Raw genomic sequence first — 15,351 nt, 5'->3', positions numbered from 1 at the left:
GTGCGGAGGGAGGTTCCCGCGGTCGAGGACACGGTGTCCCCGGCGGCGCGGGAACAACAGGACGAGACCGCGTCCGAGGGGGACGGCGGAGCGGGTGGCGGAGCGGGTGGCGGGCGCGGTGCGGGCCGGAACGCGGATCGCAGACGCAGACGTCGACGCGCGTTGCGCTGGTCGGCGACGGTGCTCGCGCTGGTCATACTCGGCGGCGCGGGGGCCGGATACCTCTACTACGAACACCTGAACGCGAACATCAAGAGCGACGACCTGAACATCGGTGACGCGAAGGACCGGGCGGCCCAAACGGAGGCCAACTCGGCCGGGCAGACGGCACTGAACATCCTGCTGATCGGTTCGGACGCCCGTGACACGGCGGAGAACCAGAAGCTCGGCGGCGCCAAGGACACCTTCGACGGTCCCCCGCTCGCGGACGTCCAGATGCTGCTGCACATATCGGCGGACCGCAGCAACATGTCGGTGGTGAGCATGCCGCGCGACACGCTGCTGGACATCCCCAAGTGCACGGACCCCGACGACGGGACCACCTACGGGGCGCTCACCGACGAGATGACGAACGTGTCGCTCGGTCGCGGCGGTCCGGGCTGCACGGTGGCCACCTGGGAGAAGCTCACCGACATCCACATCGACCACTTCATGATGATCGACTTCTCCGGTGTGGTGTCGATGGCGGACGCGATCGGCGGTGTCCCGGTCTGCGTGGACGCCAATGTCTACTCGCACACCAGCACCGGCAAGGGGTCCGGTCTGAAGCTGGAGGAGGGCACGCACGCCGTCAAGGGCAAGCAGGCCCTGCAGTGGCTGCGTACCCGCTACGGCTTCGAGGACGACACCGACCTGGCCCGTGCCAAGGCGCAGCACATGTACATGAACTCGATGGTCCGCGAGCTGCGCGCCAACGCCAAGCTGACCAATCCCAACAAGCTGCGCAAGCTCGCCGAGGCGGCCACGAAGGCGATCACCGTGGACGACGGCCTCGACACCATCACGAAGATGTACGACCTGGCGGGCGAGTTGAAGAAGGTGCCCACCGAGCGCATCACGATGACGACGATGCCCAACCGCTACCAGGGCAGCCGGGTGGTGCCCACGGACGACGCCAAGCAGCTGTTCCGTCTGGTGCGCGAGGACATCGCCCTCGACGGCAAGGACGCCAAGAAGGCCACCGCCAGCCCGACTCCGACGGTCACCGACCCGGCCGCCGCGCCCGGCGAGATCGCGGTGCAGGTGCACAACGGGACGTCCACGAGCACGCTGGCGGCGGTGCGCGGGCGGGCCACGGCGGTGAAGGACCTGCTGCAGGGCAAGGGCTTCACCGAGGCCGTCGCGGACACCTCGGCGGCCACGGCCGTGGGCGCCACGGTGGTCCGCTACCCGAGCGCCGATCTGGAGGGCGACGCCGAGGCGGTCGCCAAGGCCCTCGGTATCCCGACGGGTCAGGTGAAGAAGTCCACCGAGGTCTCCGGGGTCACGGTCGTCGTGGGCGCGGACTGGCGCTCGGGGGCGGCGTACAAGGCGCCGGTGAAGGACGACACGACGCCCGACACGGCCGGGGCGATCAACGCGTCGGACACCACCCAGTGCATGCACGTGGACCCGAACTACACCTGGTAGCCCGGGTCCTGTGGTGCCCTGAGGGCGCGCTCCGGAAGTGCTTCGTGAGCGCGCCCTGCGTCGGTGGCGCGGTACGGCGGTGCGGCAGTGCGGTGCTCAGTGCGTGTCGCTGAGCACCGCGGGACGCCGCGAGGCGATGACCTTCCTGGCCAGCGCCTTGGGGCTGGTCAGGAAGCCGAAGCCCCACGACATGTGCATGGTGGCGAGGGCCACGGGGATCTGGAGCCGTGCCTTCGCCGGCAGCCCCTTGCCGGCCGGCAGCGACCCGGCGACGATCGCCGCGAGATAGCCGGCGGGGATCACGAAGCCCAGCGGGGTGAGCGCGGCGCCCACGACGATCCCGGCGGCTATCGCGCACACCGCGGTGGGCGGGGCGAGGTAGCGCAGGTTGATCGAGCCCTCGTGGTAGCGGGCGACGACGTGCCGCCAACGGCCGTAGTCCTTGTACTGCTTGGCGAGCGCCTTGACGCTGGGCCGCGGCCGGTACGACACCTTGAGCTCGGGCGAGAACCAGATGAGGCCGCCGGCCTCCCTGATCCGGAAGTTCAGCTCCCAGTCCTGGGCGCGGATGAACTCCTCGTTGTAGCCGCCCTGTTGCTCCAGCGCGGCGCGCCGGAAGACGCCGAGGTACACGGTCTCCGCGGGGCCGGCCTGCCCTCCCGTGTGGAAGGCGGCGTTGCCGACCCCGATCTTCGAGGTCATGGCCGCGGCCACCGCGTGCTCCCAGTCGTTCTCGCCCTCGGCGTGCATGATCCCGCCGACGTTCTGCGCACCGGTCTCCTCCAGGAGCCGTACGGCGGTGGCGATGTAGTTCGGGGAGAGCATGCCGTGCCCGTCGACGCGGACGACGATCGGATGGCGTGACGCCTTGATCGCGGCGTTGAGCGCGGCGGGCGTACGCCCTGAGGGATTGGGGACCGTGTGCACGCGCTTGTTGCCGGAGGCTGTCTCGGCGACGAGCTGGGCCGCGATCTCTTCCGTACGGTCCTTGGACGGACCGATGGCGATCACGACCTCCATCTCGCCGGCGTACTCCTGCGCGAGGATCGCTTGGACGGCTCCGCGCAGATGCCGCTCCTCGTCGAGGACGGGCATGATGACGGACACTGCGGGGAGCTGCACGTCGGGCTTGGCGTTCATAGGGGGCTCACGTTACCGCGAACGGGGGACACGGCCCGCCCCGCCGGGTGCGCTGCACCGGTCGGCAGATCGTATGGGCCTACCGTTCCAACGGCTCCCCCCGCCCACCGCCGCCGCCCGGAGGTGCCCCGTTATGCCCACCACACCGCCCCGGCCCCCGCGTCGACCCCACCCGCGGCGCCGCGTACCCCGTTCCTCCGCCCGGCGCGGACGCCCCCGCTGGGCCATGCGGGCGACGACCACGCTCTCGGTGGTGCTGCTCGCCGCCGCCGGGATCGGTCACTCGGTGGTCGCCGGCCTCGACGCGGACATCGCCCGGGTCGACCCCTTCAAGGACATGAAGAACCGTCCGCGGGCCGGCCACGGCATGAACGTCCTGCTGGTCGGCACCGACGGCCGCGACAACATCACGGAGACGGAGCGCCGCCGCTACCGCCTGGGCGGGGCCCCCTGCCACTGCACCGACACGATCATGATCGTGCACATCTCGGAGGACCGTGAGCGGGCCAGCGTCGTCAGTCTCCCGCGCGACTCCTACGCCGAGACGCCGCCGCACACCGACCAGGTCACCGGCAAGGAGCACAGCGGCCACCCGATCAAGATCAACTCTGCGTACGCGGAGGGCGGACCGCAGCTCACCGTCCGCACGGTCGAGAACATGACCCACGTGAAGATCGACCACTACCTGGAGGTCGACTTCACCAGCTTCATGAAGACGGTGGACGTGCTGGGCGGCGTGCGGATCTGCACGGCGGAGCCCCTGAAGGACAGGTACACGGGCCTGGACCTGGAGCCGGGCGCGCACACGCTCAAGGGCGGCCAGGCCCTGCAGTACGTCCGCTCCCGGCACACGGACGCCTCCTCCGACCTGGGCAGGATGAAGCGGCAGCAGCGCTTCCTGGCGGCACTGGTGGACCGGGCCACCTCCTCCGGGGTGCTGCTGAACCCGCTGAGGTTCCGGGACGTGACGCGGGCGGTGCTCGGCTCGGTACGGGCCGACCGGGGCTTCGGCACGGACGAGCTCCTCGACCTCGGCCGGGCGATGCGCACCTTCTCCCCTTCCTCCTCCGAGTTCACGACGGTCCCCATCGGTGAGATGGAATACGTCGTGAAGGGCCTCGGCTCGACGCTGAAGTGGGACACCGTGAAGGCGCAGCGCCTCTTCCGGGCCCTGCGCGACGACGAGCCCCTCGCCGCCGCGGGAGCCCGGCCGCGCGACGGCGGAGCCGCACGCGTGGACGTGGCCCCGCAGCAGATCCACGTCCAGGTCGAGAACGGCACCCGCACGGCGGGACTCGGCAGGCGGGTGGACGCGGCGCTGGCGGCGACGGGCTTCCGTACGACCCGGCAGCCGGTCAGCGCGGCCGCGCCCTCGACCCGGCGCACGGTCGTCGCCTACGACCCCCGCTGGGACCGTTCCGCGAAGTCGCTCGCGACGGCCCTGCCGGGCAGTGAACTGCGGGCCGTGAAGGGCCTCGGGCCCACGCTGAAGGTCATCGCGGGGACGGACTTCCACAAGGTCCGCAAGGTGCGGGCAGCCCAGGTGGAGCAGGGCGAGTCGGGAGTGGTGCGGGGGGACGAGGTGGGCTGTTCCTAGGCGGATGTGCGTTTCTGGTGCGAAACGTACGGAAGGGAGCCGTCCGCCCGATGGCGCGGGGCACGTGGGAGGCGTACGACGGAAGGGCACGCACGGGGCCCGCCGGGCCCCCTCACCCCCAGGAGGAGCCATGACCCAGCCCGGAACCATGACCGCCATGAGCAAGGAGATGCAGGACTGCGTCGAGGCGTGCATGTCCTGCCACAGCATGTGCGAGGAGACCATGAGCTCCTGCATGCAGATGGGCGGCCAGGCCCAGATGCAGATCATGCGCGCGCTCATGGACTGCTCGGAGACGACCCGCATGTGCGCCGACATGATGATGCGGCGCTCGCCCATGTCGGCCGAGATGTGCGCGATGTGCGCCAAGGCGTGCGACATGTGCGCCGAGGCGTGTATGGCCATGCCGGACGATCCGCAGATGATGCGCTGCGCGGAGTCCTGTCGCCGCTGCGCCGAGATGTGCCGCACGATGGCGGGCGCCACCATGTGACCGTCGCCCGGACGCAGCTCAGGGGCACCCTGTGCGGGTGCCCCTGACCGATACCGCCGCGGGGCCGGCTCAGTTGCCCGAGACGGTGACCTTCTCGTCGTTCTTCAGCTGGCCGACCAGCGTCTTCACCTTCGCCTTGTCCCAGACGAGGTTGCCGCCGGTGGAACCGGAGATGGGCATGTTCATCGACTTGCCGTCACCGCTGTTGACGCCCTTCATCGCGAAGAACATCGACCCCAGGTCGTACAGGCCCATGTCCTTGTCGACGATCAGGGTGTCCAGGCCCGCGCTCATGGTCGGGTAGAGCTTGAACGGGTTGAGGACCGTGCCCGGGGTGGCCACCTGGTTGGCGAGGGCCGCGAGGAACTTCTGCTGGTTCTTCGTACGGTCCAGGTCGGAGCCCGCGAGCGCGTACCGGGTGCGGACGAACGCGAGGGCCTCCTCACCGTTCAGGGTCTGCTTGCCCTTCTTGAAGTCGGCGCCCGACTTGGTGTCCTTGATGTCCTGCGGGATGTCGATCTCGACGCCGCCGACCGAGTCCACGATGTTCGCGAAGCCGGCGAAGCCGATCTCCACGTAGTGGTCGATACGCAGGCCGGTGTTGAACTCGACCGTGCGGACCAGCAGCTCGGGCCCGTCCTCGGCGTAGGCGGCGTTCAGCTTCACGTGCCGGCCGGTGCCCTTGTAGGTCTTGCCGGACTCGGAGCCGACGAACGACGGGATCTCCACGTCGGAGTCGCGCGGGAGCGAGATCAGCGTGTCGCCGTTGGAGCCGGTGTGCAGGATCATCATCGAGTCCGTGCGCTTGCCCTCGGCGGAACCGGTGTGCAGTTCCTTCTTCTCCTCGGCGGACATGCCCTCACGGCTGTCGGAGCCGACGATCAGGTAGTTCGTGCCCTCGCCCGCCTCGGGCCGGTCGATGACCTTCGACAGGTCGACCTCGCGGTTCAGCTTGCCGTCGGCCCAGAAGTAGGTGCCCACCGACGTCACGACCAGCACGGTCAGGACGGTGATCGCCGTCCACTTGATGCGGCGGCGCCAGTTCGGCGCGGGACGCGGAGCGCGGGTGCCGAGGCCCCCCGGACCGCCGGGGTCGCCGCCCCCGTAGACCTCGCCCGAGCTGTAGCCGCTGTCGTAGCCGGTGTTCTGGGCGTTCGTGTAGTCGCCGTATCCCTGGCCGTTGACGTACGACTGCTGCGGCGGGACTCCGGCGCCCTGCGGCGGCGCGGCCGGGCCGCGGCGGACCTGCCGCATGACACGCGGGCTCTCGGGCTGCGCGTTCGCGCTGCCGCCGCCGTACCGGTTGCCGCGGTCACTGTCGGACCATCCCTCGGGCCAATCGTTCATGCGGACCAGTGTGCAGGGCAGGGCTGTGTGCCTTACAAGGGCCGTCGGAGAATCAGGGCCCCGCTGTTGCCAAGCTGACACAAAGTCCCGGGTTGTCCCCGTCGGCATAAGGTGGAGGACATGACAGACCAGGTCACCGCGGCGGACTCGGGCAGTACCCCGGACATCCCGGGCAAGCCCACTTCCGCCTCCCGCACCACCCTCAGCCACATCATGAGCCACAACGACACCAACCTGCTGGGGACGGTGCACGGCGGCGTGATCATGAAACTCGTCGACGACGCGGCGGGAGCGGTGGCCGGACGGCACTCCGGCGGCCCCGCCGTCACCGCGTCCATGGACGAGATGGCCTTCCTGGAGCCGGTCCGCGTCGGCGACCTCGTCCATGTGAAGGCGCAGGTCAACTGGACCGGCCGGACGTCGATGGAGGTCGGCGTCCGGGTCCTGGCCGAACGCTGGAACGAGTCCGCTCCGCCCACCCAGGTCGGCTCGGCCTATCTGGTCTTCGCCGCCGTCGACGCCGACGGCAAGCCGCGCGTGGTCCCCCCGGTCCTCCCGGAGACGGAACGCGACAGGAGGCGGCACCAGGAGGCCCAGATCCGCCGCACCCACCGGCTGGCCCGGCGCCGCGCGATCATGGAGCTGCGGGAGAAGCGGGCGGCGGAGGGGTTCGAGGACTGAAGCGGGCACTCTGTCCGCCCGGCCCGACATGACGTCTCTCCGTGGAGGGCCGAAAGCAGCGAAGGGCGCCCGGTTCTCCCGGGCGCCCTTCGGCCGTCGGCTCACCGGCCGGTTACGGCAGGTTCCTCGCCATGACGATGCGCTGGACCTGGTTCGTGCCCTCGTAGATCTGGGTGATCTTCGCGTCGCGCATCATCCGCTCCACCGGGTAGTCCCGGGTGTAGCCGTAGCCGCCGAGGAGCTGGACCGCGTCCGTGGTGACCTCCATCGCCACGTCCGAGGCGAAGCACTTCGCGGCCGCGCCCTGGAAGGTCAGGTCGGCGTCCAGTCGCTCGGACTTGGCCGCCGCCGCGTACGTCAGCTGACGGGCGGCCTCGATCTTCATGGCCATGTCGGCGAGCATGAACTGGATGCCCTGGAAGTCGGCGATCGCCTTGCCGAACTGCTTGCGCTCCTGGACGTAGCCCTTGGCGTAGTCGAAGGCGCCCTGGGCGACGCCCAGCGCCTGCGCGGCGATCGTGATGCGGGTGTGGTCCAGGGTCTTCATCGCGGTCAGGAAGCCCGTGCCCTCCTCGCCGATCATGCGGTCGGCCGGGATGCGGACGTTGTCGAAATAGACCTCGCGGGTCGGGGAGCCCTTGATGCCCAGCTTCTTCTCCGGGGCGCCGAAGGAGACACCCGGGTCGGACTTCTCCACGACGAAGGCCGAGATGCCCTTCGAGCGCTTCGTGGGGTCCGTCACGGCCATCACCGTGTAGTACTCGGAGACGCCGGCGTTGGTGATCCAGCGCTTCACGCCGTTCAGGATCCAGTGGTCGCCGTCCCGGACCGCCTTGGTCTTCATACCGGCCGCGTCCGAGCCCGCGTCCGGCTCGGAGAGGGCGTACGAGAACATCGCGTCGCCCTTGGCGAGCGGCGTCAGGTACTTCTTCTTCAGGTCCTCGGAGCCCGAGAGGATGACCGGCAGCGAGCCCAGCTTGTTCACCGCGGGGATGAGGGAGGAGGACACGCAGGCCCGTGCCACCTCCTCGATCACGATCACCGTGGCGAGGGCGTCCGCGCCCGCGCCGCCGTACGACTCGGGGACGTGCACCGCGTGCAGGTCGCTCGCCACCAGCGCGTCCAGCGCCTCCTGCGGGAAGCGGGCCTCCTCGTCCACCGCGGCGGCGTACGGCGCGATCTTCGCCTCGGACAGCGAGCGGATGGCGTCGCGGAGCATGTCGTGCTCCTCGGACGGGCGGTACAGGTCGAAGTCAGCCGATCCGGCCAAGGTGTCTCACGCTCCAAAACGCTACGGTCACCGACGCTAATTACCGTTAAGTAACTCAAATTTTAGGGGTCCGCCCACCCGAGTGATACGTGAGCTTGGCGACAGGGGGCCCTCTCCTGACAACTGCCCGGTGAGGGGAGCCGACAAGCCCCGACTATGCTCGGGCGCGCAGCGACGACACCCCCACCAGGAGCATCCATGGCCCTCAAGATCACCGTGATCGGCACCGGCTATCTCGGCGCCACGCACGCCGCGGCCATGGCCGAGCTGGGTTTCGAGGTGCTCGCTCTCGATGTCGTGCGCGAAAAGATCGAGATGCTGGAACGCGGCGAGACCCCCATGTACGAGCCGGGGCTCGAGGAGCTGCTGCGCCGGCACGTCCCCGGGTTCGAGGGGTCCAGCGGGCGGCTGCGCTTCACCCAGGACTGGGCCGAGGTGGGGGCTTTCGGCGACGTCCACTTCGTCTGCGTCAACACCCCGCAGAAGCACGGTGAGTACGCGTGCGACATGTCGTACGTCGAGTCCGCCATGGGCTCCCTCGCGCCGCATCTGACGCGGCCCGCGCTCGTCGTCGGCAAGTCCACCGTGCCGGTGGGTTCCGCCGACCGGCTGGCCCGGACGATCGCCGAGCTGGCGCCCGCCGGTGCGGACGCCGAGCTCGCCTGGAACCCGGAGTTCCTGCGCGAGGGGTTCGCGGTCCAGGACACCCTGCACCCGGACCGCATCGTCGTCGGGGTGCGCAGCGAGCGGGCCGAGGCGCTGCTGCGGCAGGTGTACGAGACGCCGATCGGCGAGGGGTCGCCGTTCGTCGTCACCGACTTCCCCACCGCCGAGCTGGTGAAGACCTCCGCGAACTCCTTCCTCGCCACCAAGATCTCCTTCATCAACGCCATGGCGGAGGTGTGCGAGGCCGCCGACGGCGATGTCGCCAAGCTGGCCGAGGCCATCGGCTACGACGACCGGATCGGCAAGAAGTTCCTGCGGGCGGGGATCGGGTTCGGCGGCGGCTGCCTGCCCAAGGACATCCGGGCCTTCATGGCCCGTGCCGGTGAGCTCGGTGCCGACCAGGCGCTGACCTTCCTGCGCGAGATCGACTCCATCAACATGCGTCAGCGCGGACAGATGGTCGAGCTGGCCCGGCAGGCGCTGGGCGGCGGGTCCTTCCTGGGCAAGCGGATCGCCGTGCTCGGTGCCACCTTCAAGCCCGACTCCGACGACGTACGGGACTCACCCGCCCTCAATGTCGCCGGTCAGATCCATCTCCAGGGCGGGCAGGTCACGGTGTACGACCCGAAGGGCATGGCCAACGCCCGCCGGGTCTTCCCGACGCTCGCGTACGCGGACTCGGCCCTGGAGGCCGTCCGGGGCGCCGACGCCGTACTGCACCTCACCGAGTGGCAGGAGTTCCGCCGGCTCGACCCGGCGCAGCTCGCGGAGGTCGCGACGACCCGGCTGATCCTCGACGGACGCAACGCGCTCGACCCGGTCCTGTGGCGCAAGGCCGGATGGACGTACCGGGCGATGGGCCGCCCGACCGCGTAACAGGCACCGCCACACGCGAGGCGCGGGCAGAGGCCTACGGAGCGACGCCGGTTCGGCCGAGGCTCAGTCGGCCGAACCGGCGTCTTGCTGCATTCTGCACCACCGGCCTGTGTCCCGGCCGGTGAACTACTTCGCCCGGTACCGGCGCATCTTCGCGCGCGCCCCGCACACCTGCATCGAGCACCAGCGCCCGCGGCCCGCCGGACTGCGGTCGTAGTACGCCCAGTGGCAGGTGACGGCCTCGCAGGCCTTCAGCCGGGTCCAGGTGCCCGCGATCAGCGCCTCCGCCACCGCGGCGGCCGTACGGGAGAGCAGCGAGGCCGCTCCGGCGGCGGCCAGGCGGGCGGAGCCGTCGTGCTCGTCGATCGTCACCAGCAGGGGCGCCGACGCCAGCAGCTCGCCCAGCGGGGTCACCTCGCGGTGCGGCGGATGGCCCGCGTGGGCCAGCAGGGCCGCGCGCAGCGACTCGCGCAGCTCACGGGCGCGCGCCACCTCGCCCGCGGCATCCCCGGCGGCGTCGGCGCTCTCCGGGTTTTCCGGGTTCTTGAGGTTCTCGGGGATCTCGGGGTTCTCGGGGTTTTCCGGCAGCCCGAATCGGGCCCGGCCCTCCGCCGTGTCCAGCGCGTCCGCGCCGGACTCGAGGTCCAGCGTGTTCACCAGGGACTCGACCAGGGCCAGGCTCCCGGGTGCCGCCGATCGGTCATTCATGCTTGCGACGTTACCGCCAATGCGGGAGCATGCAGTAACCGTTACTGGTTACCCGGCTTTAGAGGTAACCCGTCCGATCGCCAGGAGGAAGTCATGGCTCTCGCCAAGCTGGGTGTCGTCGTTCTGGACTGTCCCGACCCGGGCACACTGGCCGGTTTCTACGCCGAGGTGCTGGGCGGCACCGTCGAGGGCGAGGGGGACTGGGTCGACGTGAAGGTGCCCGGTGGTCAGTCGCTGGCCTTCCAGGCCGCCGCCGGGTTCGTACCGCCCGCGTGGCCCGCGCCCGAGCACTCGCAGCAGTTCCATCTGGACCTGACCGTCGACGACCTGGACGCGGCCGAGCGGGGCGTGCTGGCGCTGGGCGCGAAGCCGCTGGACGCGGAGGACCGCTCGCGCGGCTGGCGTGTGTACGCGGATCCGGCCGGGCACCCGTTCTGCCTGTGCAGCTGCTGAGGCCCGCACGACCACCGGACCCCGCACGACCACCGAAGCCGTACGACCGCCAAAACCGTGCGACCGCCGAAGCCCCCCATACCGCGCCCGAGCCCGGAGGATGCCATGCCGCCCGTCGCCCGTTTCCGTTCCGTCGTCCTCGACTGTCCCGACCCGCGCGCGCTCGCCGACTTCTACGCGGCGGTCCTGGGCGGTACGCCCGAGGCCGAGGACGGTGAGGACGACTGGTTCGTCCTGCGTGTCCCCGGCGGTCCCCGGATCGCGTTCCAGCAGGTCGAGGGGTACACCCCGCCGGAGTGGCCGCGCGCCGACCGCAATCCGCAGCAGTTCCACCTCGACCTCGACGGCGGCGCCACCTGGGCGGAGATCGACGCGGCCCACGAGCGGGTACTGGCGCTGGGTGCGCGGCCGCTGGATCTGGAGGACCGGGAGAAGAAGGACTTCCAGGTGTACGCCGATCCGGCGGGGCATCCGTTCTGCCTGTGCCGGATCGAGCACCCGTAGCGGGCCTGCCCGACCTGCCCGGGGGCCCTATCCGTCCAGCTCCGCGATCCGCACCGTCGACGGCTCCCTGCGGTCCTGGGCCGCTCGGGCCGTGAAGTCGGCGGTGCGCAGGACGCGCTGCACGTTGCCCCAGGTCAGCAGGGCGATGTCGGTCTCCGGCCAGCCCCGGCGGAGCAGCTCGGCGATCAGGTGCGGATAGCCGGAGGCGTCGGCGAGGCCCTGCGGGTGGGCGGCGCCGGAGTCGTAGAGGCCGGACAGGCCGACGCAGGCCGGGCCGGCGATCGCGCGGACGTGGTCGAGGTGGTCGGCCACGTCCCGCAGGCCGGGGCCGGTCTGCTCGGCGGTCAGCGGTACCAGGCAGAGGCCCCTGGCCTCGCCCAGCCCGGCGAGCAGTTCGTCGGACAGGTTGGCGGGGTGGGGGCGCAGCGCGCGGGCGGCGGAGCGGGTGCACAGGACCGGCGTCTTGGAGAGCGTGAGGACGCGGCCGACGGTGAGGTCGCAGGCGCCGGAGAGGTCGGCGAGCACACCGAGCCGGTTCATCTCGCGCACGACCTCCTCGCCGAACCGGGTCAGCCCCGCTTCGCCCCCCGCCCAGGAGGTGCCGGTGAGGGTGAGGACGCGCAGCCCGAGGGAGTGCAGCACGCGCAGGATGCCCAGGGAGTCGTCGAGCGCGGCGGCCGTGGCCGGGCCGAGGACCACGGCGACGCGGCCGCAGTTGCGGGCGTCGATGACCTGCCCGGCGCTGCGGGCGAGCCGCAGCCCTTCGGGGTGGGCGGCGATCACCGACCGGGCGAGGTCCAGCTGCTCCAGGGTGGCCCCGACGGCCCGGTCGGCGACGAGGCCCTCGGGCAGGTGCAGCGACCACAGCAACGCGCCGACATTGCCCCGGCGCAGGCGGGGCACGTCGGTGTCGACGGCGCTCTCGCCGAGCTGGAGGTCGTAGCAGGGCAGGTGCCGCAGGGCCGAGGACAGTCCGCTGTAGCCGTCGGCCACGGGGTGCGCGGCGAGGAGGGCGCGGGCGCGCTCCAGCGGGGTGCTCTCGGGCTCGTGGGCGGCCTGAACGGCCTCGGCGACCTCGGCGGCCTCCTCGGCCGTGAGCGGCGCGTACGGGCTGAACGGGGCCATCTGCGCCTCGTCGTCGAGCTCACCGACCTCGGGAAGGGTGTGCGGCTCGTCGTGGAGGTCGGCCATGGCGGTCTCCGTACGTCGATCAGCAGTACGGTCACCGTCGCACGGCGGACGGCCGGCTTCCTGGTGGACGGGGCGTTCGGGGTACGGACGCCCCGACACCCCCGGTCAGGTGCCCTCGGCCACCTGGATCACCTCGTCCAGGGTGTCCCGGGAGCGGACCAGGTCGGCGATGGTGCGGTCGATGCGGTCGCGCTCCGCGGTGAGGTCGGCGACCAGCCGGGGGGTGGCGACGGCCGAGGGGCCGCCGTCGGAGTCCCGCATGCAGGGCAGCAGCTGGGCGATCTTGGTGCTGTGCAGCCCGGCCGCGAACAGCTCCTGGATGAGCACGACCCGGTCGACGGCCCGCTCCGGGTAGTCCCGGTGTCCGCCGGGGGTGCGGTCGGCGGTCAGCAGCCCCTGGGCCTCGTAGTAGCGCAGGGAGCGCTCGCTGACGTTCGTGCGCCGCGCCAGTTCACCGATCCGCATGGCCGCCCCCGGTCCGGAAGGACTTGAATCTGACATCAGTGTCAGCTTTTACGGTACCGCCATGACACCGACCAAGGACACCCCGTTCCGGCTGGGAGGGCTCGCTCTCCCCCACCGTCTCGTCATGGCCCCTCTGACCCGCAACCGCGCCGCCGCCGACGGCACGCCGGGCGACCTCATGGTCGAGTACTACGCCCAGCGTGCCTCCGCCGGCCTGATCATCGCCGAGGCCGCCACGCCCAACGCGGTCGGGCAGACGTATCCGAACATCACCGCGATCCACCGGCCCGAGCACGTGGCCGGATGGCGGCGGGTGACCGACGCCGTCCGGGACGCGGGCGGGCTGATGTTCCTCCAGCTCCAGCACGGCGGGCGGGTGAGTCATCCGGCGACCAGCGGGCTGACGCCGGTCGCCCCCTCCCCCGTCCCCCTGCCCGAGACGATCTTCACGCCGGACGGTCACCGGCCCGCCGTCACGCCCCGGGAGATGGGCCCGGACGACATCCGCGCGACCGTCGCCGACTTCGCCTCGGCCGCCCGCAACGCGCTCGACGCCGGGTTCGAGGGCGTGGAGGTGCACGCCGCCAACGGCCATCTGCTGCACCAGTTCCTGGCCGCCAACACCAACCACCGCACCGACGCCTACGGCGGCTCGGCCGCCCGGCGGATCCGGTTCGCGGCGGAGGTGGTGGAGGCGGTCGCCGCGGAGATCGGCGCGGAGCGGGTGGGCGTACGGATCTCCCCCGGCGTCACCTTCAACGGCATCGAGGAGGACGACGACGAGACGGCGGAGCTCTACCCGGCGCTCGTCGAGCGGCTGAAGGGTCTCGGGCTCGCGTATCTGCACGTGGTGTACGCCGAGCCGGACGCGCCGCTGTTCCGCCGGATCCGGGCCGAGTGGCCGGGGACGCTCGTCGCCAACCCCGTGCTGACGGAACTCACCACGGACGCCGTCTCCCGCGCGGTCGACCGGCTGCTCGCCGCCGGGGCCGACCTGGTCGCCCTCGGACGGCCGTTCCTGGCCAACCCCGACCTGGTCGCCCGGCTGCGGCGGGGGGCACCGCTGAACCCGCTGCGGGACCGCTACCTGATGTACGTGGGCGGGGCGGTCGGCTACACCGACTACCCCGCCCTGACCGACGGGCCGGCTCAGCCGTCCAGCGACTCGATCGTCGCGTGGGACGGCGACCGGGTCGCCTGAAGGTCGCGCGCCACGTCCTCCGCCGCGCCGAGTACGCGTACCGCGTTCTGCCAGGTCAGCTTGGCGAGGTCCGGCCTGGACCAGCCGCGGTCGAGGAGCTCCGCGATCAGGTTGGGGTAGCCGGAGACGTCGTCGAGGCCGTCGGGGGTGAAGGCGGTGCCGTCGTAGTCGCCGCCGATGCCGAGGTGGTCGATGCCGGCGACCTCGCGCATGTGGTCGAGGTGGTCGGCGACCGTGGCCACGGTGGCGATCGGGCGGGGGTTGGTCTCCTCGAAGGCCCGGTGGACCTTCATCGCCTCGGCCGTGGTGGCGAGGTGGTGGAAACCGTTCGCGCGCATGTTGTCGTCGGCGGCGGCCGTCCAGTCGACCGCCGCCTGGAGGACGAACTTCGGCACGAAGGTCACCATCGCCATGCCGCCGTTGGCGGAGAGGCGTCCGAGGACGTCGTCCGGGATGTTGCGGGGGTGGTCGCACACCGCTCGCGCGGACGAGTGCGAGAAGATCACCGGCGCGGCCGTCGCGTCGAGCGCGTCCCGCATCGTCGTCGCCGCCACGTGCGAGAGGTCGACCAGCATGCCCTCGCGGTTCATCTCGCGCACGACCTCGCGGCCGAAGGCGGACAGACCGCCGGCCTTGGGTGCGTCGGTCGCGGAGTCCGCCCAGTCCACGTTGTCGTTGTGGGTGAGCGTCATGTAGCGCACGCCCAGCGCGTACAGGCCGCGCAGGGTGCCGAGCGAGTTGGCGATGGAGTGGCCGCCCTCCGCTCCCATGAGCGAGGCGATACGGCCCTCCGCGCGCGCCGTCTCCATGTCCGCGGCCGTCAGCGCGGCGCGCAGGTCCCGCGGGTGGCGGGCGATGAGCCGCCGCACGCAGTCGATCTGCTCCAGGGTCGCCGGGACCGCGTCGGGCAGGTCCGCGCGCACGTACACCGACCAGTACTGCGCGCCGACCCCGCCCGCGCGCAGCCGGGGGATGTCGGTGTGCAGGTGGGCCTGCTGGTGGCCGGCGATGTCACGGGCGTCGAGGTCGTAGCGGACCTGCTCGCGCAGCGCCCAGGGCAGGTCGTTGTGGCCGTCGACGACGGGGAACTCGCGCAGGAGCTCGCGGGCCGCGTCCAGTGAGGTCATCTG

At 71.3% G+C, this 15,351-nt stretch carries 15 protein-coding genes; 8 read left to right on the top strand and 7 right to left on the bottom strand.

From position 1 onward, the window contains the following. Complete coding sequence (locus OG933_RS26120; RefSeq protein WP_405629133.1) at positions 1-1,629, top strand: LCP family protein; 1,629 nt, start codon at positions 1-3, stop codon at positions 1,627-1,629. A gap of 96 nt (positions 1,630-1,725) precedes the next feature. On the opposite strand, the gene OG933_RS26115 is transcribed toward OG933_RS26120, so the two are convergent. Next, entirely contained in the window at positions 1,726-2,769 is a 1,044-nt protein-coding gene (locus OG933_RS26115) for a glycosyltransferase family 2 protein (RefSeq protein ID WP_054244201.1), read from the bottom strand. Between the two features lie 133 nt (positions 2,770-2,902). Between OG933_RS26115 and OG933_RS26110 the strand changes: the two genes are divergently transcribed. After that, the gene (locus tag OG933_RS26110; RefSeq protein WP_362523858.1) at positions 2,903-4,366 is read left to right on the top strand and encodes an LCP family protein; all 1,464 of its coding nucleotides are present in this window, start codon (positions 2,903-2,905) and stop codon (positions 4,364-4,366) included. Positions 4,367-4,496: 130 nt separating this feature from the next. Next, positions 4,497-4,859 (top strand): four-helix bundle copper-binding protein, encoded by a 363-nt coding sequence (locus OG933_RS26105; protein WP_020128538.1) that lies wholly within the window; start codon positions 4,497-4,499, stop codon positions 4,857-4,859. A 69-nt stretch (positions 4,860-4,928) separates the two neighbouring features. Here the strand turns inward: OG933_RS26105 and OG933_RS26100 are convergent, their stop codons facing one another. Continuing rightward, the gene (locus tag OG933_RS26100) at positions 4,929-6,206 is read right to left on the bottom strand and encodes an LCP family protein (RefSeq protein WP_362523856.1); all 1,278 of its coding nucleotides are present in this window, start codon (positions 6,204-6,206) and stop codon (positions 4,929-4,931) included. Between the two features lie 120 nt (positions 6,207-6,326). On the opposite strand from OG933_RS26100, the gene OG933_RS26095 reads away from it, so the two are divergent. Further along, entirely contained in the window at positions 6,327-6,887 is a 561-nt protein-coding gene (locus tag OG933_RS26095; protein WP_020128536.1) for an acyl-CoA thioesterase, read from the top strand. A 112-nt stretch (positions 6,888-6,999) separates the two neighbouring features. On the opposite strand, the gene OG933_RS26090 is transcribed toward OG933_RS26095, so the two are convergent. Beyond that, positions 7,000-8,157, bottom strand: a complete 1,158-nt coding sequence (locus tag OG933_RS26090; RefSeq protein ID WP_020128535.1) for an acyl-CoA dehydrogenase family protein — start codon at positions 8,155-8,157, stop codon at positions 7,000-7,002. 198 nt (positions 8,158-8,355) lie between these two features. Here OG933_RS26090 and OG933_RS26085 point away from each other — a divergent pair, with 198 nt between their 5' ends. Next, positions 8,356-9,699: a UDP-glucose/GDP-mannose dehydrogenase family protein gene (locus OG933_RS26085; protein ID WP_362265184.1), complete on the top strand. Its 1,344-nt coding sequence runs from the start codon at positions 8,356-8,358 to the stop codon at positions 9,697-9,699. A gap of 126 nt (positions 9,700-9,825) precedes the next feature. Here the strand turns inward: OG933_RS26085 and OG933_RS26080 are convergent, their stop codons facing one another. After that, a complete protein-coding gene (locus tag OG933_RS26080) occupies positions 9,826-10,407 on the bottom strand; it encodes a CGNR zinc finger domain-containing protein (RefSeq protein ID WP_405629131.1) in 582 nt (193 codons plus the stop codon). Between the two features lie 93 nt (positions 10,408-10,500). Between OG933_RS26080 and OG933_RS26075 the strand changes: the two genes are divergently transcribed. Together OG933_RS26075 and OG933_RS26070 are read left to right on the top strand one after the other, a co-directional pair. Then, positions 10,501-10,860 (top strand): VOC family protein, encoded by a 360-nt coding sequence (locus OG933_RS26075; protein WP_020128532.1) that lies wholly within the window; start codon positions 10,501-10,503, stop codon positions 10,858-10,860. Between the two features lie 105 nt (positions 10,861-10,965). Further along, the gene (locus tag OG933_RS26070; RefSeq protein WP_362523852.1) at positions 10,966-11,364 is read left to right on the top strand and encodes a VOC family protein; all 399 of its coding nucleotides are present in this window, start codon (positions 10,966-10,968) and stop codon (positions 11,362-11,364) included. A gap of 27 nt (positions 11,365-11,391) precedes the next feature. Here the strand turns inward: OG933_RS26070 and OG933_RS26065 are convergent, their stop codons facing one another. Together OG933_RS26065 and OG933_RS26060 are read right to left on the bottom strand one after the other, a co-directional pair. Next, a complete protein-coding gene (locus OG933_RS26065) occupies positions 11,392-12,555 on the bottom strand; it encodes a dipeptidase (RefSeq protein WP_362523850.1) in 1,164 nt (387 codons plus the stop codon). Positions 12,556-12,660: 105 nt separating this feature from the next. After that, a complete protein-coding gene (locus OG933_RS26060; protein WP_362523902.1) occupies positions 12,661-13,020 on the bottom strand; it encodes a MerR family transcriptional regulator in 360 nt (119 codons plus the stop codon). A 61-nt stretch (positions 13,021-13,081) separates the two neighbouring features. Here OG933_RS26060 and OG933_RS26055 point away from each other — a divergent pair, with 61 nt between their 5' ends. Next, positions 13,082-14,221 carry an alkene reductase gene (locus tag OG933_RS26055; protein ID WP_405629129.1) on the top strand — a complete coding sequence of 380 codons (1,140 nt, stop codon included), beginning with the start codon at positions 13,082-13,084 and terminating at the stop codon, positions 14,219-14,221. Here OG933_RS26055 and OG933_RS26050 read toward each other — a convergent pair. Next, a complete protein-coding gene (locus OG933_RS26050; RefSeq protein WP_362523846.1) occupies positions 14,170-15,348 on the bottom strand; it encodes a dipeptidase in 1,179 nt (392 codons plus the stop codon). The two genes, OG933_RS26055 and OG933_RS26050, sit on opposite strands and share 52 nt — an antisense overlap. Positions 15,349-15,351: the final 3 nt, after the last annotated feature.

The sequence above is a fragment of the Streptomyces sp. NBC_00016 genome (assembly GCF_045040885.1).
GTDB classification, from domain to species: Bacteria; Actinomycetota; Actinomycetes; order Streptomycetales; family Streptomycetaceae; genus Streptomyces; species Streptomyces coriariae.
This window is presented reverse-complemented; position numbering and strand designations above follow the sequence as displayed.